The following is a 15,233-nucleotide window of genomic DNA, read 5'->3' on the forward strand; positions in this document are numbered from 1 at the left end:
TCGCCGGCCGCCGGTGTGCTCTCAGCTGGAGACGCTGTCCTTGTCGAAGCCGGCGGCCTGCCACTGCTCCCAAGTCATCGTCGCGCCGCGGTAGGCGAACCGCTCAGCCTGCCGATCGCCGATCCGGTAGCTGTTCCGGCTGAACCGGATCGCACCGTCCGCGGCCGGCGACTCCTTGTTCTCCACCACACCGGTGCTGGCGGACTTCTCGTCCATCACCACCTGGTTCGCCTCGATCAGCACGTCCTTCAGCACGTACTGCCCGCGCGGCCCGTCGCCCCGGGTCCGCGACTGGATCGCGATCCCGTTGCGGTTGTCCTTGATCAGGTTGCCCACCACGGTCACCCCGGCGGACGTGTTCACGTTGATCCCGCCGCCGTCCCACAGGCTCGGCCCCGACCCGCGCCCGGTCCCGAACCCGTTGCCCTCGACAACATTCTCCGAGATCTCCGCCTGGTAGCTGATCTCGTACCGGATCCCGTCGGCCGCGTTGTCCCGGATCCGGTTCCCGACGATCTTCCGGTCGTACTCCGCGATGTCGCTCCACATCCCGATCCCACGGTTCGCCACGATGTCGTTGCCCGACACCTCACCGGACGACCGCGTCGACTTGATCCCGCCCGACTCCCAGTCGGCGATCCAGAACCCATCGGTGTTGTTGCGCGTCACCAGATTCCCGGTCAGCTTCACGTCGGCCGAGTGGTACTGCCCGATCCCGAGCTGCCCGTTGTCGGCCACGGTGTTGGCACTGACCGTCGCCCGGTCGCCCTCGATCACCATCACCCCGACCGCATGGTTCCAGCGCACCTCGTTGGCGACCACCTTCCAGCCGGTACCAACCTGCAGCGCACCACCTTGCGGCAGACTCGCGAAGTGCTCGATCGTCAGCCCGCGGACAGTCACATCCTGCGCGGACACCTCGATCGCCGTCCGCGTCCGCGACATCTCCACGTCTTTCCCGGCCGGATCGTCAGCCAGGTAAAGGGCATTGGCCTGATAGTCGCCGTAGAAGGTGCCGGCTTTGAGCTCGTCGAGACTCATCACCCGCGTCAGATGCACGCCGCCGACGAAGACCTGCTCGCCGAGCTGGCAAGGATTGGTCTTCTCGTCCTCGCACTTGCCCTTCAACTTGTACTGCGCGGGCAACACGTTCCGTGCCACCCACTGTCCGTCGGCGGGCTGCCATTGGCTCAGTTGCACCGACCCGGTCAGGACCGCGCCTTCGCTGCTGGCCAACGTCGATCCGTCCGTCGGCCGGATCGCCCGCGCGATGCGATGCAGCCCCTTGCTGAAGCAGAAGGTCTTGCCGCCGGGACTGGCGTCGATCACCTGCTGCGGATCTGTGCCGACCGGGATCGCCACCCCGACGCACTTGGCCTTCGCAGCCGCCGGCCCGGTCGGTCCGAGCTTGATGCTCGCTGCCGCCGGAGCACCCGTCGGCACTGCGACGGTCGGCTGACCCGGGTCCGGATCCGGTGACGCTGCCTTGTCGTCGGTACATCCAGCCAGCAAGAAGACGGCAAGCACAACACCACTCGCCGACCTGAACCCGCGTCCCATCAATTCCCCCACACCCAGCCGACCCCAGAAGTTGCCCAACTATAGGTTCACCACGGATCGGGCAGTCCCGCGCCCGTGGTGATCAAGCTGTGCAGACTGCCGTTGACGTAATGCCGCCAGGCCGTCGAGCACGCCCCGAAGCACTCGACCTCGGGCACCAACCCGAGGTGGGTGAACCGGAGCTCGGCACCCGTGACGGCCGCGTGCCCAGGACCTCGTGGATCGGAACCGCTGCCGTCTGCTTCCGGCGTGATGTCGAAGACGATCTGGCTGCCGGTCCACTCGCTCGGCTCGGAAACGAACGCCAGCTTGCTGTCAACGACCTGCCAGACCACGCGACGCCCCGGCTCGAGCTCGACGACGCGCTGCAGGCTGAAGTGCTGGGGGAGATGCCGGTACGCGAACTCGGCGCCGACCTCGTCCGGTCGCCCCTCGATCTCACCGGTCCACCAGGCGCCGACGTTCAGGACGGCGGCGTAGACCTCCTCCGCGGACTGCGGAACGGTGAAGGTCGTCGAATAGTCAGCCATGGTGATCCCCTCTTTCTGCAACAATTGGTTGCATGAGAGTAGATCAGCTCTGACAGGATATGCAACCATCGATTGCAGATGCCGCGAAGAGTCAGCGTACGTACGTGGTGCGGGCGAGGTTGTAGGCGAGGTCTTGGGCCACCTGGAAGGCGTCGTCTTCCTCCAGGCGGTGTTCGACGACCAGCTTGGCCAGGTAGCCGGCGTCGATGCGGCGGGACAGGTCGTGGCGGGCGGGGATGGAGAGGAAGGCGCGGGTGTCGTCGACGAAGCCGGAGGTGTTGTAGAAGCCGGCCGTCTCGGTCACGAGGTCCCGGAACCGCCGCATGCCGTCGGGGCTGTCGAGGAACCACCAAGGTGCCCCCAGCCGCACCGACGGGTAGACGCCGGCGATCGGCGCAAGCTCGCGCGAGTACGCCGTCTCGTCGACGGTGAACAGCACCAGCCGGAACCCCTCGACATGCCCGAACCTCTCCAGCAGCGGCCGCAGCGATCGCGTGAACTCGGTAGCCACCGGGATGTCATGCCCTTGGTCCGGCCCGTACATCCCATGGATCTCCGAGTGATGATCGCGTAGGACGCCCGGATGGAGCTGCATCACCAGCCCGTCTTCAGCCGACATCGCCGCCATCTGGAACAACATGTGCCCAGCAAACGCAGCCGCGTCCTCAGCGGACACCTCGCCCTTTAGTGCCGACTCGTAGATCCGCGCGGCCGCCGACTCGTCGAGGGGCGTCGCAGCCGCGCTCAAGTGCCCGTGGTCGGTCGCCAGCGCCCCAGCCGCGATGAACGCCTGCCGCCGTTGCCGCAGCGCGTCCAGATACCCGGCGTACGACGAAGTGTCGACCTCTGCCCGTACGCCGAGGTCGCGCGCGAGCTGACCCCAGCCCGGCCGGTCGAGGTGGACGACCGCATCGGGCCGGAACGTCGGGATCACGCGACCCGGGAGGTCGGCCGCAAGCTTCGCGTGGTGCGCCAGATCGTCGCTGGCCGCATCCGTGGTGGAGATGACCTCGATCCTGAAGCGGTCGAGCAGCGCGCGCGGCCGGAACTCAGGCTCGGCCAGCCGTGCCGAGATCTCGTCGTACAACTCGTCAGCGGTCTCCGCCGACGGTGCGACCTTCAGCCCGAGCACCTCGGCGAACTCGTGCTCCAGCCAGTACCGGCTCGGAGTACCGAGGAACAGGTGCCAGTGCGAGCAGAACTCCCGCCAGATATCGCGCGGCTCCGCAGTCCGTACGCTGTCGCGCCGCGGCAGCCCGAGTCGGTCGGGGGAGACGCCCTGGGAGACCAGCATCCGGGTGACGTAGTGATCCGGCACCACCAGCAGGTCGGCCGGGTTGCCGAAGGCCTCGTCGGTCGCGAACAGCCCGGCGTCGACATGCCCGTGGAAGCAGAGCAGCGGCAGGTCTTTGGTGGACGCGTGGATCCGGCGGGCCACCTCACGTGCCTCGCCAGCGGGCAGGGCGCGGTCCGGGTGAGGTTGCAGGGCCTTCGGCATGAGTCCTCCGGGAGAGTCGGGCTGCAACAAACTTTGAAAAGCATTGCAGCCGGTGCAACGCAGGTCAACAAGGGGAAATGCTGATGAACGTGAGGGAAGTGGAGCCAGCTTGACACAGGATTGCAACCGATTGCAGACTCAGTCCACGGCCCGAGACCCCGCGGAGGTGGCAGATGCCGGCGACCATTCGCGACGTGGCCCGACTGGCCGGAGTGTCGCCGTCGACCGTGTCCCGCGCGCTCTCGCTGCCGGACGTGGTGAGCGCCGCGACCCGTAACCGGGTGCAGCAGGCCGCCGCGCAGCTCGGGTATCAGCCCAACAAGGCCGCGCGTGGCCTGATCACCGGCCGGACCGGCAACATCGGCCTGGTCGTCCCGGACCTGGCGAACCCGTTCTTCCCGAGTGTGGTGAAGGGGGTGCAGGCCCGGGCCCGGTCCAACGACCTCGCTGTCTTCCTCGCGGACACCGACGAGGACGCCACCGCCGAGGTCGGACTGGTGCACGCCTTGGCCAAGCAGGTCGACGGGCTGATCCTGTGCTCGCCCCGGGCGGGCGACGACGAACTGATCGCGGTGGCCCAGGAAACGAACGTCGTCCTGGTGAACCGGCTGGTCGAAGGAGTTCCCGCCGTTACCTTCGACAACGGTGGCGGGATGCGGCAGGCGATCGCCCATCTCGCCGCGCTCGGCCATCGCAGGATCGCCTGGGTCGGCGGGCCGGCCACGTCGTGGTCGAATTCGCAGCGCTTCATCGGACTGCACGCCGCAGCGGTGGACTGCGGGGTGGAGCTGGTCCCTGCCGGGCAGTTCGCGCCGACGTACGAGGGTGGCGTGGCTGCCGCGGACCAGGCGGTCGCGACAGGGGCGACTGCCGTGGTGACTTACAACGACCTGGTGGCGATCGGGTTGCTGGCGCGGTTGCACGCTCGCGGGATCGACGTACCGGGAGAGGTGAGTGTGCTCGGTATCGACGACATCGCGATGGCAGGCATGTCGCGGCCGGCGCTGACCACGGTACGGCTGCCCAAGCAGAAGGCCGGTGAGCTCGCCGTCGAACTGCTGCTGGAGCTCCTCAACAACCCGAACGAAGACCCCGACGCAAGCCCCGGTCGCCGTGTTCTGCCGGGTGAGCTGATGGTCCGGGACTCCACCGGCGTGAGAAGGGCGTAGCCATGGCGATTCCCGACGTACTCGTGATCGGCGAGATCCTCGTCGAGCTGAGCTCCACCGAGCCGCTCGACGCCGGCACCGCGCTGACCCTCAACTTCTCCGGCGACGCGCTCAACGCGGCGGCTGCGGCGGCCGCGGCGGGTGCGCACACGGCGTTGCTCGCACGGGTGCCCGACGACGAGCTGGGTGACCGGCTGCTCGAAAGAGTGGTTGCTCTGGGCATCGATACGTCGCAGGTCCTGCGAGTGGCCGGCCAGCACGGTCTGTACTTGCAGCATGCTGATCCGTCCGGGGCGCGCGAGTTCACGTACGTACGCCGGGGGAGCGCCGGCTCAGGATTGGGTCCCGGTGATCTGCCGCTCGACCTCGTTGCCAAGGCGGGCGCGGTGCTGGCGAGTGGAATCGCCTGCGCCATCTCCCCACTGTCGGCGAAGGCGGTGCGGGTCGCAGCCTCCACCTCGCGCTGCTTCGTCTACGACTCCAACTGGCGACCGCGCCTGGTCAGTGCAGCCGGCGCAGGCGATCACCTGCGGGCACTCGCGCAGTACACGCGACTCGTCACCCCTGGCTGGCCAAGCGAGGCGCAGCTGGTCACCGATGCGACGGACCCGGTCGCGGCTTGTGCGGCGATCAGAGCACTCGGCGTTGACGCAGTCGCGCTGACTCGCGGCGCCGACGGGGTGCTGCTGGACGATGGCGGCCGGATCGTTGAGGTACCGGTGATACCGGCGCCTGCGGTTGTCGATCAGACCGGCGCGGGCGACTCGTTCGCCGGCACGGTGACTGCGCGGCTCGCGCTCGGGGATGCGTTGGAGGAGGCGGTTCGGCTCGGTGTCGCGGCGGCCTCGCTCTCGGTCAGCGGCCTCGGCGGTACCGGCCACGTGGCAACCCTGGAAGAGATCCGCGCCCACGCAGCCAACGGAACAGCGGAGGTATCTGCATGACTGCCCGGCTCAGCCTGACAACTCTGCCCGCCGCCCAGCGACCCGCTGTGGTGCCGAGCAAGATCGGCGTCGTCCATCTCGGGCTTGGCGCGTTCCATCGGGCGCACCAGGCGGTGTTCACCGAGGAGGCGGCGATCCGCACCGGCGAGACCGGCTGGGGGATCAGCGGCATCAGCCAGCGGTCAGCCACAGTCCGCGAGCAGCTCGCTCCACAAGATGGCCTGTATTCCGTACTCACGCGTGGGCTGGGCGATCCCAGTCTTCGGGTGATCGGGAGCATTCGCGAGGTGCTGACCGCACCGGAGGACCCGGCGGCCGTGGTGGCGCGGATCGCGGACCCGGCTGTCTCGGTGGTGACGCTGACCGTTACCGAGAAGGGGTATCGGGCGGCGGCGCAGGGCGGGCTCGATCTGACCGATCCGGAGATTCAGGCGGATCTGGCCGGGCGGGCGCCGCGGACTGTGGTGGGGCAGTTGGCGGCTGGGTTGGTACGGCGTGCCGAGACTGGGGCTGGGCCGCTGACGGTGCTGTCCTGCGACAACTTGGTGGCCAATGGCCCCTTTCTCCGTCGGCTGATGGAGGACTACGCCGCTGCATCGACGGTCGGCAAGCTGTTGGTGGAGCAGTTGGAGGTCGCTCGGTTCCCGGCCAGCATGGTGGATCGGATCGTTCCGGCGACGACCGACGCCGATCGGGATGAGGCTGCGGCGCTGCTCGGAGTACGGGATGAGGCGGTGGTTGTTGCGGAGCCGTTCCTGCAGTGGGTGATCGAGGATGACTTCGCGGGGGCTCGGCCGGGCTGGGAGAAGGCGGGGGCCATTCTCACGGGTGATGTCGCGCCGTGGGAGCAGGCGAAGCTCCGGATGCTCAACGCGACCCACTCGATGCTCGCGTATCTCGGTGCTTTGCGCGGGTACGAGACGATCGCCGAGGCTGTGCGCGACGAGGAGTTGGCTGGGCTGGCCAACGAGTTGATGACTATCGACGTGATGCCTACGTTGACGCCGCCGGAGGGGCTCGATCTGACGGCGTACGGCGCATCTGTGCTGGAGCGGTTCGCGAATCCGGCGCTCAAGCACCGTACGGCGCAGGTGGCGATGGACGGTTCGGTGAAGCTGCCGGTCCGGTTGCTCGGTACCGTCCGCGATCGCCTCGCCGCCAACGCGGAGCCCAGGCTGGCCGGTCTCGCCGTCGCCGCGTGGATGGTCTACGTCGCCGGGGGAGTAGATGCCAAGGGCAACGTCCTCGAGCTCGACGACCCGCAGTCCGCCAGGCTCCAAAAAACTCTCGCCGAGTCCGGTGTCGGTCGAGGAACTCAGCTCAATGGACCTTCGGTCGTCGATGCGTTGCTGGGGGTCGAGACGATCTTCGGCGATGACCTGCGGGACAACACGGTCTTTCGTGAGTTGCTGATCGACCAGGTCGGAAGCCTCACCAGGTAAAGGCAGCGGCCGCCGCGAGATGCTGCTCGCGACGGCCGCCTCCTGTGCCCGGCAACCCCTGGGAGAAGCGGCCGGGTGATCGGGTCAGCCGGTGGTGAACTGGCTGTCGGTGTCCAGACCGGCGGCCTTCCATTCAGCGGCGCTGAACCATTGGCCGAACTTCTGGAAGCGATCGGCCGTCAGGCTGTCCAGGACGTACGTGTTGGCCTTCAGCAGGACCTCACCGGTGGGGATCGCGGCGCCCGAGTTCTGCACCATGCCGGTCGAGGTGGTGCCGCCGCGCATCGTCACCTTGTTGCCGGTGACCGTCACGTCGCGCAGGAGGTTCAGACCCCAGGGGCCGTTGCCGCGGGTCCGCGACTGGATCGAGATGCCGTTCACGTTGCCGCTCAGCGTGTTGTTGCGGACCGTCACGTTGGTCGACGTGTTGATGTTGATGCCGCCGCCGTCCCACAGCGACTGGCCCGACCCGCGCCCGGTGCCGAGCCCGTTCCCGGTGATCGTGTTGTTCTCGATCACGCCGTTACGGCCGATCTCGTAGCGGATCCCGTCCGCGGCGTTGTCGACGATCTGGTTGTCGCTGAACACCCGGCCGTCGTCGTACGCGTCGCTCCACAGCCCGACGCCGCGGTTCTCCTTGATCAGGTTGCCGCTGACGGCGCCGTTGGTCGACCAGGTGGTCTTGATGCCACCGGACTCCCAGTCGGCGATCCAGAACCCGTCGGTGTTGTTGCCGCTCACCTGGTTGCCGACGATCCGGCCGTTCGTGGTGCTGTACTGGCCGACGCCGAGCTGTCCGTTGGCCCGGATCAGGTTCTTGTCCAGCACCGCGCCGTCCGCGTTCACCAGCATCGCGCCGACCGCGTGGTTCCAGCGGATGTCGTTGGCGAACACCCGCCAGCCGCTGGCCAGTACGACCGCGCCCGACTGCGGCGCCGAAGCGAAGTGCTCGACCGTCAGGCCGACGATGGCGACGTTGGTGGCGCCCGACTGGATCGCGGTCGGCGTCTTGGACATCTCCACCGACTGACCGGACGGGTTGTCGCCCAGGTAGACGGCGTTGCCCGCGTAGTCGGCGTAGAAGGTACCGGCCGCAACCTTGTCGCGGGTCTTCACCCGGGTCAGGTGCTTGCCGTTCACGAAGACCTGCTCCCGCAGATAGCAGATGTTGGCGGCGTTGTCCTCGCACTGCCCGCTCATCCCGTACGCCGCGGGCAGCACCCCGCGCGTCACCCAGTCACCGTTGTCGGCGGCCCAATTGGTCAGCGGGATGGACCCGGTCAGAACGGCGCCCTGGTCGCTGGCGAGCGTCGAGTTCGCCTTCGGCTGCAGGGTGCGGTTGATCCGGTGGACGCCGGCCGAGAAGCAGAACGTCGTACCGGTCGGGGCCTTGTCGATCACGTCGGCCGCGTTCTGGTCGGTACTGATCGTGGTGCCCTTGCAAGCCGGGGCCAGCGAAGGACCGGCCGGGAACGAGCCAGGCGGCAGCGTCGTGGTCGGCGGCGCGGTCGGCGTCGGCGTGGCGGTGGGCTTCGTGGTGGTCGGCGTCGCCGTGGGGGTGGCAGAGGTAGCGGTGGGCGTCGGGGCGGGCGTGGTGGGCACGCTGGGGGTCGGGCGCGGGGTATGGCGGGGCGGCCTCGGTTTGTGGGGCTGATCGCCCGGCAGGATGCCGGACTTGTCCTGGCCGAATGCGGACGCCAAGTTGCTCCGCGTCCCGGCCACGATCCCCGTCAAGGCGACCGCACCGGCTGCCGCGACGCAGATGATGGTCACTGACTTCTTCACTGACGACCCTCCGGGGGTTGGGTACCTATTTCTGCACCCCCCTGGTGCGGCCTTCCCCAGAAGACTACTACCAGCAGTAGTCGTGGCACTACGCAAATGGTTGCGTTGGCCCCCCAATACCGACCAGGCCTCCCCGCAAGCAGGGAAATCGGCATTCTTCCGAGTCAGTTGCCCCAGGCGTGCAGAGGTTGATATCGGCACACTGTTGCTGGGTGCATCAATTGCGCTCTGTTATCGAAACTGCGCTCCGTGATGCTTGCCCGGGGCATCGGGCTCGGGAGTGTCGTACGGGCTCAGCTCGTCGAGAAGCTCCCTGAGGTGTCGAGGCCGGCACTGCGCCAGCCGATGGCGGTGAGCTTGGTACCGAACTTGCTGAACCGCTGCGCGGCCAGCTTGTCCAGCAGGTAGGTGTTGGCGCTGAAGGTCAGCTGCCCGGCCGGGACCTCGGCGCCGGAGTTCTGGACCATGCCGGTCGCCTGCGTGCCCCCGGTCATCCCGATCGTGTTGCCGGTGACGTGCACGTTGCGCAGCAGGTACCGGCCCCAGGGACCGTCGCCGCGGGTCCGGGACTGGATCGAGACGCCGTTGACGTTGCCGGACACGGTGTTGTTCCGGACCGTCACGTTCGACGAGGTGTTGACGTTGATGCCGCCGCCGTCCCACAGCGACGTACCGGAGCCGCGGCCGGTGCCGAAGCCGTTGCCGGTGACCGTGTTGTTCTCGATCACGCCGTTGCGGCTGATCTCGAACCGGATCCCGTCCGCGGCGTTGCTGACGATCTTGTTGGAGCTGATCGTCCGGCCGTCGTCGGCGACGTCCGCCCAGAACCCGACGCCCTTGTTCGAGCGGATCAGGTTGGCGCTGACGGTGCCCGACGAGCGCGTCGACTTCATCCCGCCGGATTCCCAGTCGGCGATCCAGAAGCCGTCGGTGTTGTTGTACGTGATCACGTTGCGGGTGACGTTCGCCTTCAGCGAGTTGTACTGGCCGAGGCCGAGCTGCCCGTTGTGGTGCACCAGGTTGCGCTCGACCTTGGTGTTGTTGGCCTTGACCAGCATCAGGCCGACCGACTTGTTCCAGCGGACCTCGTTCGCCTTCACGGTCCAGTTGGGGCCGGAGACCAGCGCGCCGGCCTGGGCCGGGCTGGCGAAGTGCTCGATGGTCAGCCCGCGGACGGTGACGCCGGGCTGGTTCGACTCGATCGCGGTCGCCGTCTTGGACATCTCGACCTTGTGTCCGGCCGGGTTGCTGCCCAGGTAGATCGCGTTCGCGGCGTAGTCGGCGAAGAACGTGCCGGCCTTGACCGCGGCCGCGGAGGCGACCCGGGTCAGGTGGGTGCCGTCCACGAAGACCTGCTCGCGCAGGGAGCAGATGTTCGCCTTGTTGTCCTCGCACTGCCCGGCCTTCCCGTACGCCGAGGGAAGCGCACCGTGGTTGACCCAGCGCGTACCTGACTTGGCCCAACTGGTGAGGGGCACCGAGCCGGTCAGTACCGCGCGGGCGGAGCTGGCGATCGTCATGTTCGCCTTCGGCCGGATCGTCTGACTGATCCGGTGCAGACCTGAGGCGAAGCAGACTGTTGAACCGGCTGGCTGCGAGTTGACCACTGCCTGGGCGTTCTGGCCGGGCTTGATCAGCACGCCGCTACAAGGACCAGCGACGGCTGGGCCTGCGTCGGTCTCGCCGATCGTGGGCTCGGTCTTGGCCGGCGGTGTCTCCGGCTCGGCCTTGGCCGTCTTGCTGGGAACAGGCTTCTTGCTCGGGACAACCTTCTTCGGCGGTGCGACCGTCGGGGGCTTGCTCGAGACGGTGCCAGGGGCCTGGGTCGGTTTCGCAGTCGGGTGTTTCGAGGGGAGGACTGCCGATCCGGACGGGCCGTTCTGGGCCGTTTCGCGTGACTTCTCGGCCGATGCCGCGTTCTTGAGATGAGAGATCACTGGGTAGGCGACTGTAACGACGGCCAGCGCCATGGCGATAAGGGCAGCGAATAGCACCCTTCTCGACTTAATCCTGCTCAAAGCACCCTCCGGGTGTCTCGGCGCGCGGTAGTTCATCCCCAGGTGCGGCCTGTCAAGTACCTGTTGTCACCACTACGAGACTTAAGGTGGTGTCCATGCGGGTCGCCATGTTGCACAACCGTTACCGTTCGGGTCAACCCAGTGGCGAGAACACCGTGGTTGATCAAACGGCTGATTTTTTGCGTAGTTCAGGACATGAAGTTGAGATCTATGCGCAGCACAGCGACGACATTGCGCAAATGAGCCGAAAAGATCGCGCGCTGTTACCGGTCCGCTCCGTTTGGTCATTCGCCGCCGAACGCGATTTAACATTCCGATTGCAATCCGCGCGTCCGGACATCGTGCATGTGCACAACACTTTTCCGCTGTTCAGCCCTTCGGTACTGCGGGCCGCGGCCCGCCAGGACCTTCCGATCGTCGCCACGTTGCACAATTTCCGGCTGATGTGCGCCAACGGAGTGCTGCAGCGCGACGGCGGCCCCTGCGAGTCCTGTGTCGGCAAGATCCCGTGGCGTGGCGCGGTCCACGGCTGCTACCGCGACTCGAAGGTGCAGAGCCTCCCGCTCGTCGCCGGGATCACCGTGCACAACACCCTCCATACCTGGCAGCGGTACGTCACCACGCTGATCGCGCCGTCGGAGTTCGTCCGGTCGAGATACATCGCTGGCGGGTTCGACGCCGATCGGATCGTGGTGAAGCCTCACGCGGTTCCACACGACGGCGTAGTACGGGAAGGTGCGGGGGATGGCGTCGTCTTCCTCGGACGGCTGACCGAGGAGAAGGGCTTCGCCGACCTGTTGAAGGCCTGGGACTCGTCGCTGGGGGAGCTCAAGGTCATCGGCGACGGTCCGCTCAGGGCTGAGGCGGAGGAGCGGGCCAGTCGCGACTCGTCGGTCAAGGTGCTCGGTGCGCTGCCGTGGGCCGAGTGCATGGAGGTACTACGGTCCGCGCGCGCCCTCGTAGTACCGGCTCGGTCGTATGAGACGTTCGGACTCGTGGTGATCGAGGCGTTCGCGAACGGAGTACCGGTGGTGGCGTCCCGAATCGGGGCGCTGGCGGAGCTCGTCGAGGACGGCGAGACCGGCGCGCTGGTCGCTCCCGGCGACACGGAGGAGCTCCGAAAGGCCCTGGGGTTGCTCACCGAGCCGGCGACTTCGATAGCCTTCGGCCAACGAGCACGTCAGGTCTATCTCGACCGCTTCACTCCGGAGCGCGACTTGACGGCCACGGAGAGGATCTACACCGATGCGATCGCGCGGCACGCGGCCGACCCACGGACCGGCCCGCGCAGCCAGGCACGCCGCCCGGCGAATAGCTAGGCGAGTGGCGATTACTCGGTGTAAGGTCAGCCCAGACGTGGGGGGTCACGTCGGTCATTGGTGGGACCCGGTTGTCGGTATGTTCACCGGGAGTTCGTCTTTCAACTCGCCCGGGGGGCGATGGGGCAGGGCCCGCGGGGGCTCAGTGGGGGAGTACAAGGTGCCGCAACGCATCGGTTATCTGATCGGGGTCTTCGACCTGTTCCACGTCGGCCATCTGGACGTGCTGGAGCGGGCGAAGCAGCAGTGTGACCATCTCGTCGTCGGTGTGCTCACCGACGACTGGGCGGTCGACGCCTGGGGTGCGCGACCGTTCGTGCCGATCGTCGAGCGGGCGCAGATTGTCGAGCAGTTACGCTGCGTAGACGAGATCGTCGTGGTGGACGGGGTCGAGGCGGCCCTCGAGTTCGCCGACGGCGTCGTCTTCGCCGCGGACGGTACCGACGGAGTGCTCGGTCCTGATGAGCTGGACGGGATTCCGGCCGGCCGGGTCAGCGTGCTGACGTCCGGACGCGGTTCCCGGAGCCAGATCCTGCGTGCCGCGATCGACCAGCGGCAGTCACGCAGTTCGGTCGCATGAGCCGGCGCTCCATCGGAGACGTCGTCGGCGAACTTTCGCGCGCCCAGAAGCCGTCCGCCGGCACCCCGGCGTACTCGCGCTTCGTGAACCGGCGGATCGGCCGGTACCTGGCCGCGGGTGCGTTCCTGGCCGGCCGGACGCCGAACCAGATCAGCCTGACCAGCGGGTTCTGCTCACTCGTCGGCATCGTTCTCATTGCCACCATCTCGCCGAGCCTCCCGCTTGCGCTTGCGGTGACCGTCTTGCTGGTGCTCGGCTACGCGTTCGATTCCGCCGACGGGCAGTTGGCCCGGTTGCGTGGTGGCGGCTCCCCGCTGGGTGAGTGGCTGGACCATATGATCGACTGCGTCAAGATCGCCTTGCTGCACAGCGCAGTACTGATCTCGTTCTACCGGTTCGATGCCTTCAGCAACGAGCTGGTGCTGCTCATCCCGCTCGCTTATCTGTGCGTTTCGGCGGTGCTGTTCTTCGGGCTGATCCTGATCGACCAGCTTCGCCGCCGGCATGGCGCGAGCACGGCCAACGTGCGCGGTGACTCCGTGCTGAAGTCGTTGTTGATAGCACCGACCGACTACGGCGTACTCTGCCTGGTCTTCCTGACCTTCGGCTGGCCGCGGCTGTTCACCACCCTGTACGGCCTGTTGCTGGTCGCGAACCTGCTCTTCCTGCTGGCCGCGATCGCCAAGTGGTACAGGGAAATGGCCGCGCTGCAGCCGGCTCCGCGCAGTACCGGGGTGAACGGCTGATGGGCGTCGTCGGGTATGCGCCCGGGGTCTACGACATGTTCCACATCGGCCACCTGAACATCCTGCGCCGGGCCAGCGAGCACTGCGACTACCTGATCGCCGGCGTGGTCGAGGACGACGTGGTGACCAGGATCAAGGGCCGTCGGCCGGTCGTCCCGCACGACGAGCGGATGGAGGTCGTCCGGGCGATCGGCCTGGTCGACGAGGTGGTCAGCGACTGGTCCAGCGACAAGTTCGAGATGTGGAAGCAGTTGCGCTACGACGTGCTCTTCAAAGGTGACGACTGGAAAGGCACCGAGAAGGGGCAGCGGCTGGAGAAGCTGCTCGGCGAGGTCGGTGCCAGCGTGCACTACTTCCCGTACACCGCCTCCACTTCCAGTACGGATCTCCGCAGGCTCCTGGAGGGGACGCTCTGATGTCGACCCGGCCGAAGATCCTGCTCAGCGCTTACGCCTGCCGGCCGAAGGGTGGGTCCGAGCCGGGGGCCGGCTGGGCCTGGGCGAAGGCCGCGGCCCGCGATCACGACGTCTGGCTGATCACCCGCGGCAAGTTCGCGCACGAGATCACCGAGGAGTTGGCCGCCCGGCCGATTCCGTCGCTGACGGTGGTACCGCTGGAGCTGCCGAAGTGGGTGCTCAAGCTGCGCCGTCGGCACGCGGACGTCTATTGGTACTACCCGCTTTGGCAGCGGCTAGCCGGCCGCACAGCCGAGCGGCTGCATGCCGAGCACTCCTTTGACGTCATCCATCACCTGACCTTCGCGACCGACTGGATGCCCGCGGGCGTCGTCCAGCTGTCGACCGCCAAGGTGATCTGGGGACCGGTCGGCGGCTCGACCACGGCGCCCTTGTCGATGGCCCACTGGCTGGGCTCGAAGGGCGTGCTCAACGAGCTGGTACGCCGCGGTTACACCGGCCTGATGCGCCGGCTCGTCGGCCGCAAGCACGCGCTGAACGCGGACCTGGTCGTTGCCCAGAACAAGGATGTCGCCGAGTACTTCGGCAAGTACGCGCGCGAGGTGACCGTCCAGCCGAACGTCGCGATCAGCCGGTTCGCCGCCGCTTCTGGGCCACGTGAGCCCTATGGCGCGCCTGGCGTGAAGACGGCTGTGTTCGTCGGCCGGATGATCCCGTGGAAGGGGCTGCTGATCGCGATCAGCGTCCTCGCCCGCCCGGAAGCCGCTAACTGGGAGCTCCGCGTCATCGGCGACGGCCCCGACTGGCGCCGCGCCGAACGGCTCGCGGAGGAACTCGGCGTACGGGACCGGGTCGAGTTCGTCGGCCAGCTCCCACGCGAAGAAGTCCTGACTGCATTCCTGCGCGCCGACGCGATGCTCGCCCCCGCCCTCCGCGAGGCGGCAGGCTGGGCCGTAGCCGAAGCCCTGGCCAGCGGCTGCCCGGTCGTCTGCGTCGACCGCGGCGGCCCCTCAGTCATCGTCTCTCCCGAAGACGGCGCCGTCGTCCCCTGGAAAGGCGACGTAGTAGGCGGCCTAGCCAAGGGTCTGGCGTCCCTGAACGGCCGCATCGACCCAGTAAACCGCTGGGCCCCCGAACGCCTCCCAGAAATCCTCGCCGACTGGTACAGCACCACCCGCGTCCCGCACTAGCCGCCACATCCGGCGACCCCCGGACACGAAACGGCG

13 protein-coding genes are annotated in these 15,233 nt (G+C 67.5%); 8 read left to right on the plus strand and 5 right to left on the minus strand.

Features of this window, described 5'->3' with window-relative positions; genetic code table 11:
• Positions 1-21: 21 nt before the first annotated feature.
• From OHA70_RS26870 to uxaC, 3 genes are all read right to left on the minus strand, one after another.
• On the minus strand, positions 22-1,560 hold the full coding sequence (locus OHA70_RS26870) for a right-handed parallel beta-helix repeat-containing protein (protein ID WP_328322358.1): 1,539 nt from the start codon (positions 1,558-1,560) through the stop codon (positions 22-24).
• 47 nt (positions 1,561-1,607) lie between these two features.
• On the minus strand, positions 1,608-2,090 hold the full coding sequence (locus OHA70_RS26875; protein WP_328322359.1) for an SRPBCC domain-containing protein: 483 nt from the start codon (positions 2,088-2,090) through the stop codon (positions 1,608-1,610).
• Between the two features lie 91 nt (positions 2,091-2,181).
• Complete coding sequence (gene uxaC / locus OHA70_RS26880; RefSeq protein ID WP_328322361.1) at positions 2,182-3,588, minus strand: glucuronate isomerase; 1,407 nt, start codon at positions 3,586-3,588, stop codon at positions 2,182-2,184.
• Between the two features lie 173 nt (positions 3,589-3,761).
• Here uxaC and OHA70_RS26885 point away from each other — a divergent pair, with 173 nt between their 5' ends.
• The 3 genes from OHA70_RS26885 to OHA70_RS26895 are packed head-to-tail and all read left to right on the plus strand — an operon-like array spanning position 3,762 to position 7,143.
• The gene (locus OHA70_RS26885; protein WP_328322363.1) at positions 3,762-4,757 is read left to right on the plus strand and encodes a LacI family DNA-binding transcriptional regulator; all 996 of its coding nucleotides are present in this window, start codon (positions 3,762-3,764) and stop codon (positions 4,755-4,757) included.
• A gap of 2 nt (positions 4,758-4,759) precedes the next feature.
• Positions 4,760-5,701, plus strand: coding sequence for a sugar kinase (locus OHA70_RS26890; protein WP_328322364.1), 942 nt, complete (start codon positions 4,760-4,762; stop codon positions 5,699-5,701).
• Positions 5,698-7,143, plus strand: a complete 1,446-nt coding sequence (locus OHA70_RS26895) for a mannitol dehydrogenase family protein (protein WP_328322366.1) — start codon at positions 5,698-5,700, stop codon at positions 7,141-7,143. The genes OHA70_RS26890 and OHA70_RS26895 overlap by 4 nt, the downstream gene beginning before the upstream one ends.
• An 84-nt stretch (positions 7,144-7,227) precedes the next feature.
• Here the strand turns inward: OHA70_RS26895 and OHA70_RS26900 are convergent, their stop codons facing one another.
• Both OHA70_RS26900 and OHA70_RS26905 read right to left on the minus strand, forming a co-directional pair.
• Positions 7,228-8,928 carry a right-handed parallel beta-helix repeat-containing protein gene (locus OHA70_RS26900; protein WP_328322368.1) on the minus strand — a complete coding sequence of 567 codons (1,701 nt, stop codon included), beginning with the start codon at positions 8,926-8,928 and terminating at the stop codon, positions 7,228-7,230.
• 293 nt (positions 8,929-9,221) lie between these two features.
• A complete protein-coding gene (locus OHA70_RS26905) occupies positions 9,222-10,865 on the minus strand; it encodes a right-handed parallel beta-helix repeat-containing protein (RefSeq protein ID WP_328322370.1) in 1,644 nt (547 codons plus the stop codon).
• Between the two features lie 188 nt (positions 10,866-11,053).
• Between OHA70_RS26905 and OHA70_RS26910 the strand changes: the two genes are divergently transcribed.
• The 5 genes from OHA70_RS26910 to OHA70_RS26930 all read left to right on the plus strand — a co-directional run bounded on the left by OHA70_RS26910 (position 11,054) and on the right by OHA70_RS26930 (position 15,197).
• The gene (locus OHA70_RS26910; protein ID WP_328335218.1) at positions 11,054-12,265 is read left to right on the plus strand and encodes a glycosyltransferase; all 1,212 of its coding nucleotides are present in this window, start codon (positions 11,054-11,056) and stop codon (positions 12,263-12,265) included.
• A 160-nt stretch (positions 12,266-12,425) separates the two neighbouring features.
• A complete protein-coding gene (locus tag OHA70_RS26915; protein ID WP_328322372.1) occupies positions 12,426-12,845 on the plus strand; it encodes an adenylyltransferase/cytidyltransferase family protein in 420 nt (139 codons plus the stop codon).
• Positions 12,842-13,591: a CDP-alcohol phosphatidyltransferase family protein gene (locus OHA70_RS26920; protein WP_328322373.1), complete on the plus strand. Its 750-nt coding sequence runs from the start codon at positions 12,842-12,844 to the stop codon at positions 13,589-13,591. Before OHA70_RS26915 ends, OHA70_RS26920 begins: the two co-directional genes overlap by 4 nt.
• Positions 13,591-14,007 (plus strand): adenylyltransferase/cytidyltransferase family protein, encoded by a 417-nt coding sequence (locus OHA70_RS26925; RefSeq protein WP_328322374.1) that lies wholly within the window; start codon positions 13,591-13,593, stop codon positions 14,005-14,007. Before OHA70_RS26920 ends, OHA70_RS26925 begins: the two co-directional genes overlap by 1 nt.
• Positions 14,007-15,197 carry a glycosyltransferase family 4 protein gene (locus OHA70_RS26930; RefSeq protein WP_328322375.1) on the plus strand — a complete coding sequence of 397 codons (1,191 nt, stop codon included), beginning with the start codon at positions 14,007-14,009 and terminating at the stop codon, positions 15,195-15,197. The genes OHA70_RS26925 and OHA70_RS26930 overlap by 1 nt, the downstream gene beginning before the upstream one ends.
• Positions 15,198-15,233 lie beyond the last annotated feature (36 nt).

The sequence above is a fragment of the Kribbella sp. NBC_00382 genome, assembly GCF_036067295.1.
Lineage (GTDB): Bacteria > Actinomycetota > Actinomycetes > Propionibacteriales > Kribbellaceae > Kribbella.

Coding starts and splice junctions, on each gene's coding strand:
- uxaC (WP_328322361.1), bottom strand. CDS start 3,588: ATGCCGAAGGCCCTGCAACCTCACCCGGACCGCGCCCTGCCCGCTGGC.
- OHA70_RS26920 (WP_328322373.1), top strand. CDS start 12,842: ATGAGCCGGCGCTCCATCGGAGACGTCGTCGGCGAACTTTCGCGCGCC.
- OHA70_RS26875 (WP_328322359.1), bottom strand. CDS start 2,090: ATGGCTGACTATTCGACGACCTTCACCGTTCCGCAGTCCGCGGAGGAG.
- OHA70_RS26910 (WP_328335218.1), top strand. CDS start 11,054: ATGTTGCACAACCGTTACCGTTCGGGTCAACCCAGTGGCGAGAACACC.
- OHA70_RS26870 (WP_328322358.1), bottom strand. CDS start 1,560: ATGGGACGCGGGTTCAGGTCGGCGAGTGGTGTTGTGCTTGCCGTCTTC.
- OHA70_RS26890 (WP_328322364.1), top strand. CDS start 4,760: ATGGCGATTCCCGACGTACTCGTGATCGGCGAGATCCTCGTCGAGCTG.
- OHA70_RS26885 (WP_328322363.1), top strand. CDS start 3,762: ATGCCGGCGACCATTCGCGACGTGGCCCGACTGGCCGGAGTGTCGCCG.
- OHA70_RS26930 (WP_328322375.1), top strand. CDS start 14,007: ATGTCGACCCGGCCGAAGATCCTGCTCAGCGCTTACGCCTGCCGGCCG.
- OHA70_RS26925 (WP_328322374.1), top strand. CDS start 13,591: ATGGGCGTCGTCGGGTATGCGCCCGGGGTCTACGACATGTTCCACATC.
- OHA70_RS26895 (WP_328322366.1), top strand. CDS start 5,698: ATGACTGCCCGGCTCAGCCTGACAACTCTGCCCGCCGCCCAGCGACCC.